Source organism: Pedobacter sp. 01T416_2, assembly GCF_056398925.1.
On sequence record NZ_JBFTQI010000171.1, the window covers coordinates 1 to 8,897 of the forward strand.

Here is an 8,897-nt window from a genome sequence, read left to right on the forward strand (position 1 = left end):
TGCCTGCAATGAGTTGGTTATGAGGCTCGAATCTACCTGGTTAAAAGATGGGCCAATTAAAGTATTGTTTACCGTAGTTTCATTTCCATGGTTAAAGTAGCCGTTTACCAATACACCAATCGTGTTCTTTTTATCAATAAAGTAATCTATACCTGCTTTAAAGTTATTGTTCTGTTGCTTTCTATGGCTGGTACCCACCTGCATAAAATAAGTATCTGGTGTTCCGTTCGAAATACGGTCGATGGCAATGAGGTTATCGCGCTCATTTCTTCCATAATTGTAATTACCGAAAAGGTTTAATTTTTGCGTTCTGTGGTTTAGGTTTAAACCGGCATTTCCCCTAAAGTTTTTGCCATAACCGGCTGTTCCGCTTATACTGCCATTGCTTCCGCCATTTTTGTTTTTCTTCGTTTTGATGTTGATAATTCCCGAGTTGCCAGAGGCATCGTATTTTGAAGACGGATTGGTAATCAGTTCAATGCTCTCAATCTCCGAGCTCTGCATGTTACGCAGTAGATTCGCCACATCGGCACTGCTCATGTAGGTCTGTTTTCCATCCAGTTGAATTAGCACGCCTTGTTTACCCATCATCGAGATCTTATCATTCTGATCTACCGTTACGCCTGGTGCTTTTTGCAAAACTTCCAGCGCAGTAGAACCTGTCATAATCGAACTATTGGAAACATTCATCACGATCTTATCCATTTTTCTTTCGATTAATGGTTTAGTTACAGCTACATTCACTTCTTTTAAATTTTGAGTGCTTGCGGTAAGCTGAGCCGATCCGAAATCTACCTTTTGATTATCTTCTGTTAAAACGATGGTTTTACTTTTAAGTGTTTTGTAACCCATGTTACTGGCTTTATAAAAATAACTCCCCTTACCCGAAACATTAAAATTAAATGCTCCGTTTGGATCGGTAAATGCCGTTTTAACCACACTCGAATCGGAAGCTTTAAAGAGCACAACAGTAACGTAATCTGCAGGTTTTTTGGTTTCATCTAAAATTACCCCACTAATGTTCGGTTTAGGATTTGTTTGCGCAAAACCAACTGTAACGGTAAAAAGGAAAGTAACGATAAGTGATATTCTGTATAATGTTTTCATTTTTAGGTATTTATTCTTAAAAAAATAGGCAAAAAGATTTCTATACCGCATGTACATGCGCTTTCAATTTAATTGCTTGCTTATTTTAAAGTTTAGCCCGGAAACGAAAGGTTTCCGCTTGTTTAGTTATAAGTAAGACGACCGTTTTTTGAAAAGGTTACAGGGAAAGTGAAAAAGTCCCGAGTCGGCTTATTCTTCACTGTGAACATTCAAATACTGCGCAAAACAATACCTCTACTATTTCAAACACCACCTTTCCTGTTTTATGGTTTTAGTTTTGCTATTATTGCTACAAGTTTGATGAAAATTAAACTTAACCTTATGAAAAAGACGACCCTCATATTGCTCAGCCTCTTTATTTCCTTATCTGCCGCATATGCGCAAAAAGGCATTAATTTTTCTAATAACATTGCTGCTGGAGGAAAATTGCTCATGCATGTAGATAGTGGAGCCAGAAACGTTTTTTATGCTATTGGATTTCCCAATCAACCCCGCACATCCTTTAATTACTTACCTGATGTAAACCATGTAAGTATCTCGATTAATTTTAGAAAGAATATTAATATACAGCACTATCGGTACACCATTTTGGCAGATAACAAACCCATTGCGCTCAATAAGCCGATTAACATGGCGCAGCTGAAAGATACACACGCAGAAGGAGATGAAGAACTGTTCAGTTCGACAACACTGGGCATTTTCCCTGTAAAAGATAAAACGGWTACCACACTTGTTTATAGTATAGATAAACCGCAGGATATCGATAAAGCTGTTTTTTACGGAAAGTCGATACCGAGAGCAAAAATCCTATCTTTTTCAATGCTGAGCAAAAGCGATCAGGTCTATAGCACCAGCTGGGTAAAAGACCCAAAAGGGAGCACAAACTTTACTTTCACTGAAAAAGATCTGCAGCTAACCATCGTTAAAGACAAATCGGATATTGATTATCTTTACTATACCTCAATAAAAGACAAAAAAACCAATAAAATCATTTTCGAATCAACTACCTGGCGATATGGTGGCATCATAAGTGAAGATCATGAGCAACTACCTTTTATAGAAATTGATAAAAACATTTTCAAAAAGTCGGGCGAGTATGAAATTATTATTCAGCCATCAATTAAATGGACCAGTTGCTTTGATTGCGATATTTCACCAAAAGAAACCGAAAAATACGTAACCCGCCATACGCTTGCTATCACTTTAGCCGAAGAAAGCTACACCAAAAAAGAACTTTATAGTTATGCTTTAATGGCAACATTTGTTATTGGTTTAAATTTTTTACTGATACTTCACGCGATCAAAAGAAGAAACAAAAAAAAGATTGTAGAACAAGAGCAGCAAAAAAACACGGCAAAGCTTCAGCTTAACTCCATTCGTTCCCAGTTAAACCCTCATTTTTTATTTAACGCACTTTCTGGCATTCAAAATTTAATGAACAAAAACGAAATAGACAATGCCAACAAATACCTGTCTAAGTTTGCCCGCTTAACCCGTAATGTGCTTGATGATAAAGAATTGATCAGTTTATCACAAGAAAAAACTTTATTAGACGATTACCTGCAAATGGAGCAATTGCGGTTTGGTTTTAAGTACGAAATTAACCGTTCAGAAAACTTAGACCTGGATAACGTAGAAATACCCAGCATGCTGCTACAACCTTTTGTAGAAAATGCGGTGAAACACGGCATTTCGAAAAAAGCTACCGATGGAAAAATTGTAATCACATTTACCAAGCAAGCAAATGATTTGGTGTTAACTATTAGCGATAATGGAAATGGATTTGACACAGAAAAAAAGAATAATGGTTTAGGTCTTCAATTAAGTAACAGTAGAATAGCACTCTTAAATAGTATTTATAAGCAAAATCGCTTTACTTTAGCCATACAGCCAAGCACAAACGGCACCAAAATAAGTTTAACATTAACCGATTGGCTATAATATTATAATGAAGGCAATTTTAATAGACGATGAAATTTCCAATTTAGAAAACCTACGGACTTTGTTAGAAAAGCACTGTTCGCAGGTAACCATAATGGCAACAGCGCAAAATATTAACGATGCGGTTGGCATTATTGAAAAATATTCACCTGATTTAGTATTTCTGGATATTCAAATGGGCGAGCAAACAGGTTTTGATGTACTAAAACTGCTTCCAACACGTAATTTCGAAGTTATTTTTGTTACCGCTTACGATMAATATGGGATACAAGCAGTAAAATTTGCTGCCTTAGATTATCTTTTAAAACCCATTGATATTGAAGAATTGATAAACGCGGTAAATAAAGCTGAACATAAACTGATAACACAAATACAAAATCTACAGCTTGATTTTTTACTGCAGCAACTAAAAAAGCCCGAAACCAATGTTAGCAAGATTGCCCTACAGATGCAAAGCGAAATAAGGTATGTTGCTTTATCAGAAATTATACGTTGCGAGGCAGACAATACTTATACCCGCTTCTTCCTTTCAAGTAATGAAAAAATATTGGTTTCTAAATCACTTAAAGAATATGCAGATTTACTGCGCCCCAGCGGATTCTTAAGAACTCACCAAAGCCATTTAGTAAATCCAAAATATGTAAAAAGCTGGTTAAAGGAAGACGGTGGTATTTTACTCTTAACCTCTGGAGAAAAGATACCCGTTTCTAAGCCCAACAAAGACACTGTAAAACAAGCTTTGCAACAGCTCTAAGTAATACATAAGTCTTTATTTAGCCTCTTYGTATAATGTTAATCGAGAAGCATACTGCTAAAAATATGATTTAACGCGATCGTCATCCTGAGGGTTAATTTATTGTGCAAAAATCCATATAAATGACATTTAATTATTGGTCTTGTTCAATATGTGATTCTCCTCTTTCAGAGGGGTGTCCGCAGGACGGGGTGGTTTATTAGTCCTAGCCGGACAGGCCTTTTTCTTTTGGCACCAAAAGAAACAAAAGTGTCGGCTGAAAATTTTTGTATTGAAGTTTCTGTTTGGGCTTGGCCTGTGGATTCCCAAAAATTTGTTAGGCCGATTTAAGTTGAACGGGGATACGGTGCTGTAGCCTAACTGGGTGGGAATGCGAAAGCAGTTAAAGCGCTGATTAATAATAATTTGTAAAATAGCGTCAATGGTAGCCACTTAAGCAAAAACACAAAAAAGCCACAGACAAGCAAGCTTACACCTGCATATCTATGGCCTTTAATTCCTCGTAAAAGAAATCTTTTATTTTACCCCAAGTACATCAACGCCTTGTTCGAAAACAACATCAACCGGAATATTCTTTTTGGTCAACCGGTCCAGATCTGTTTGAAGTTCTGTATGAATAACTGCTTTTTCTTTTTGTGCTTTTTCTACCGCAACTTTATCACCGTTACCCTGAAGGGTAAGAATGAATGCACTTAAATCGTTCATGGCAGTTGCAAATTTTTCGAAGTTTACCTTGTAAGTACCTTTAGCGGTACGCTCAAAAGCACCTTTCTCCTGGAAATAATTAAAGCATTGCATATTGGCTTTTCCATGCGCCTCAGAAACGCCGAAGCGAACAGAACGTAAAATACCAGCCATAAATGTGGTGTAATAATCTTTTATGTCACCTTTCAACTCCCCCTTTTTAAGTAAGCCTGTTACCATATATAAGCCTAAAATATCGGCTTTGCCTTCTTCTAACCAGCTATACTGTTCTTTCAATGCCGCACGTACAAAACCTTTTCCGGTAATGGTTTTTTTAATGCCTAAACCATGAGCTACTTCGTGAAACATTACATTTGCAAAAAAAGCATCAAACTTAATGTATTGTTGCTGATCGGCTTCAATTAATTCTCTTGAAATCGGCACCAATATCTTATCAAATTTCGCCTGCATAGCATTTTTCAGCTGTGAGCGGCGTGTACCTTTTTCCTGTTGAATTTTTTCATCGTTTGGAAGATTAACGGCAATGGTTTTCGATCCGGCATTGCAGTCTCCTGCATAATAAACCACATCATATGCATTTAGCTCAGAATCGGTTCCAGGTGTTTCGGTTTTGTATTTCGCTGCAACAGGTAAGTTTTTCTGTAATTCAGGAAGCATTTTTACGTACTTCGCCAAACGCTTGCTCCACTCTTTATCTTTGATTAAAACATAAGCTTCGTAACTGGTACGGGCATTAAACAGTTTATCCTCGTAATTTTCAATGGGGCCGATAATGATATCCAAACCATTGGTTTTCATATCTAACCAGGCATAATCACTTGCGGTAAAATTATCCGTTACCAAAGCATCGGCCCTTAAGTTTAAATATTTTTTTAAACCGGCATCTTCAGCAATTAAAGCTGCCTGTTTTAATAACGAGCTTGCTTTTTGTAATTCTGAAGCAAATAATACATGATAGGGTACAGTTGATAATTTGCCTGTACTGTCTTTTTGAATAACCGAATATGCACCAAACTTATCAGCAAGGTCCGATTTCTCTATGGCCTCTTTTGTAATTCCGTATGGATAAAAAGATGCGCCCTCTGGTTTGGCACCAATACCTTCAACAAAAGGTTTATCATTATTTAATCTATCCCAGGGACCATAATTAATGTTAACAAAATCGCGTGTTTTTTCATCTTTAATAGTTGCCAGCAAGCTATCTCTTTGTGGATAGGCTTGTTTCCAGTATAATTGATCCATAATTTCTGCTGCCTGGATTAATAAAGGCAAAATTTTACGGTCGTTAACACTTAACTCGTTTATATTGGTGGTTAATTTTACCCTTTCGTAAATAGGCAGGCGTTGTGCAACATAATTGGTCAAACTATCTTTTTGTACTACTACAGCCTTTTCATCTTTAGATTTATTATTGCCGGTACAAGACGATAAGGTGCCTACAGAAATAGCTACTGCCGATAAAAACAGGGTTGATTTGTATAAATTCTTCATATTAAAGTATATGGCTGCTAAATTAGTAAATTTTGAAAGCTTTGTATAAAGTTTGATGCATTGGGTGAAGTTTAAGATAACTTTGTAACTTCAACTTGCTAACAATTCATACCATGTTATTTTCAAGGTCATCAAAATCATTATCTATTTCCGCTTTTTCTCTTGTACTTATTTTATCTGCCTGCGGAAGCAGCAAATATGCTGCAACAGAAAAAATCTATAAAGAAAAGGCAAAGGATTTTTCGAAAATAATCAATACCACGCCACCAGTTGGTCAGCTTTACGATTCATTAGGAGCAACAAACCAGGAATGGATTGGTTCTGTAAATTTTGGGATACGTAAACCAAATTTTGTGGTGATCCATCATACTGCACAAGATAGTTTGGCACAGACCATAAAGACGTTTTTCTCAACTAAGGCAGGTACAAGTGCCCATTATGTTATCAGCCGCGACGGTAAAGTAGTGCATATGGTGAATGATTACTTACGCGCAAATCATGCTGGTGTAAGTAAATGGGGGAAGGATACCGACTTAAACTCTTCATCGATAGGCATTGAATTGGATAATAATGGCTTAACTGACCCATGGCCTGATGCACAGATCAATAGCCTGCTAAAGTTGTTGGCCACTTTAAAGAAAACCTATGGAATCCCGACAGCGAATTTTATCGGTCATGCCGATATAGCACCTAAACGAAAAAATGATCCTAAAAATTTCCCCTGGAAAAAACTGGCAGATAAGGGCTTTGGCTATTGGTATGATGATGTGCTGAAAAACCCTCCTGTAGATTTTAATACCGAAATGGCCTTAAAATATATTGGTTACGATACCAGTAATCTCCCTGCAGCAATCACTGCTTTTAAAATCCATTTTATCCAGAGTGATATTACGCCTACTTTAACGCCTGTGGATGTTTTGGTACTTTATAATGTTTATACGAAGTACTAAACAGAATGGGGTTTGGCGGTTGCGTAGATTAAACGCACAGCGCGCAATCTTTCTCCTGAACTTGTTTTACTGCGTAGCTTTCCGCTTCGCTACAGGACTGGATCTTTAAAAGCGGAATAACCTGAAGTTTATGGCGCAAAAAACAATGCTAATATTTGCCACCCAATATTCTTCTCTGCATGCATTTGCAGCCAAATTCTAGCACAAAAAAAAACACGGATAAATCTGTGTTCATCCGTGTTTATCTGTGGTTTAAAAAAGCTAATTAATTCGGCTTCTTAAACGTATCTTTTAGTGTAACTGTACGGTTAAAAACCAATTTATCTGCAGTAGAATCTCTATCTAAACAGAAATAACCTTTACGGATAAACTGATAACGGCTTTCCAGATCTGCATCTGCCAGGGCCGGCTCGATATAAACGTTAGGTAAAACCGTTAAGCTTTCAGGGTTTAGGTAATCTTTAAAATCTCCTTCCTCAGCATCTGGTGTTTCAGAAGTAAACAAACGGTCGTACAAACGGATTTCGGCAGTTTTGGCATGCGGAGCACTTACCCAATGGATGGTTCCTTTAACATTTATGCCGCTGGTATCATTTCCACTTTTCGATTCTGGGATGTAAGTACAATGAATTTCGGTAACGTTTCCGTTTTCATCTTTTACAAAATCTTCACATTTAACAATGTAGGCAAATTTTAAGCGTACCATTGCACCGGGTGCCAGGCGGAACCATTTTTTTGCGGGTACTTCCATGAAATCTTCACGTTCTATCCAAAGTTCGTTGCTGAAAGGGATCACACGCGTGCCACCACCATCTTCAGCCTCTGGATTGTTTTCGCCGATTAAATCTTCTGTTCCTTTTTCGTAATTTGTAATCACCAGTTTAATCGGATCTAAAACCGCCATTACACGGTTAGCCGTTTTATTTAAATCTTCGCGGATACAAAATTCCAATAAACTTAGCTCAATTAAATTTTCGCGTTTGGCGATACCAATACGTTCACAAAATTCGCGTACGCTTTTTGGTGTAAAACCTCTCCTACGTAACCCACTAATTGTAGGCATGCGCGGATCGTCCCATCCATTTACTAAGTTTTCGTTAACCAGTTGAAGTAACTTACGTTTACTCATTACCGTGCTGGTAAGGTTTAAACGGGCAAATTCATATTGTTTTGAAGGAAAAATCTCTAGTTTTTCGATAAACCAATCGTACAGTTCACGGTGCGAAACATATTCCAACGTACAGATAGAGTGCGTGATGTTTTCGATACTATCGCTTTGTCCGTGAGCAAAATCGTACATTGGGTAAATGCACCATTTGTTACCGGTACGGTGATGTTCGGCATGTTTGATGCGATAGATAATCGGATCGCGCATTAACATATTCGGACTGGCCATGTCGATTTTTGCTCTCAAAATATAGGCACCGTCGGCAAATTCGCCATTTTTCATTTTCGTGAAAATGTCTAAATTCTCTTCAATGCTGCGGTTACGATATGGGCTATCCTGTCCTGGTTCTGTTGGCGTGCCTTTTAAAGCTGCAATTTCATCTGCAGAACTCTCGTCAACATAAGCCAAACCTTTTTCGATCAGTTTAACGGCAAAACCATACAGCTCATCAAAATAATCTGAGGCATATAATTCATTTTTCCAGTTAAAACCCAACCATCTGATATCTTCTTGCTGACTGTTTACATATTCTGTTTTTTCTGTTACCGGATTGGTATCATCAAAACGCAGATTGGTATAGCCGCCGTATTTTTGTGTTAGTCCGAAATTTAAGCATATTGCTTTCGCGTGGCCGATGTGTAAATAACCATTAGGCTCCGGCGGGAAACGCGTAACCAAAGTTTCATACTTACCACTATTTAAGTCGTTCTCAACAATTTCTTCAATAAAGTTCAATGACTTCTCTTCACTCATAAAAACCTGTAAATTAGGAATGCAAATG

The 8,897-nt window shown here is 37.5% G+C and carries 6 protein-coding genes; 3 read left to right on the forward strand and 3 right to left on the reverse strand.

The window, feature by feature from the left end; translation table 11 throughout:
* Positions 1–1,107 (reverse strand): TonB-dependent receptor (locus AC1DPQ_RS09550; protein WP_477608994.1); only part of this gene is annotated, 1,107 nt, incomplete at its 3' end.
* A 321-nt stretch (positions 1,108–1,428) separates the two neighbouring features.
* Between AC1DPQ_RS09550 and AC1DPQ_RS09555 the strand changes: the two genes are divergently transcribed.
* Complete coding sequence (locus AC1DPQ_RS09555) at positions 1,429–3,048, forward strand: sensor histidine kinase (RefSeq protein ID WP_477608996.1); 1,620 nt, start codon at positions 1,429–1,431, stop codon at positions 3,046–3,048.
* Positions 3,049–3,055: 7 nt separating this feature from the next.
* On the forward strand, positions 3,056–3,802 hold the full coding sequence (locus tag AC1DPQ_RS09560; protein WP_477608998.1) for a LytR/AlgR family response regulator transcription factor: 747 nt from the start codon (positions 3,056–3,058) through the stop codon (positions 3,800–3,802).
* Between the two features lie 516 nt (positions 3,803–4,318).
* On the opposite strand, the gene AC1DPQ_RS09565 is transcribed toward AC1DPQ_RS09560, so the two are convergent.
* Positions 4,319–5,998 (reverse strand): dipeptidyl-peptidase 3 family protein, encoded by a 1,680-nt coding sequence (locus AC1DPQ_RS09565; RefSeq protein ID WP_477609000.1) that lies wholly within the window; start codon positions 5,996–5,998, stop codon positions 4,319–4,321.
* Between the two features lie 113 nt (positions 5,999–6,111).
* Between AC1DPQ_RS09565 and AC1DPQ_RS09570 the strand changes: the two genes are divergently transcribed.
* A complete protein-coding gene (locus AC1DPQ_RS09570; protein WP_477581584.1) occupies positions 6,112–6,948 on the forward strand; it encodes an N-acetylmuramoyl-L-alanine amidase in 837 nt (278 codons plus the stop codon).
* A gap of 265 nt (positions 6,949–7,213) precedes the next feature.
* Here AC1DPQ_RS09570 and AC1DPQ_RS09575 read toward each other — a convergent pair whose 3' ends face one another.
* Positions 7,214–8,869, reverse strand: a complete 1,656-nt coding sequence (locus AC1DPQ_RS09575; protein ID WP_477609002.1) for a glutamine--tRNA ligase/YqeY domain fusion protein — start codon at positions 8,867–8,869, stop codon at positions 7,214–7,216.
* Between the last annotated feature and the right edge of the window lie 28 nt (positions 8,870–8,897).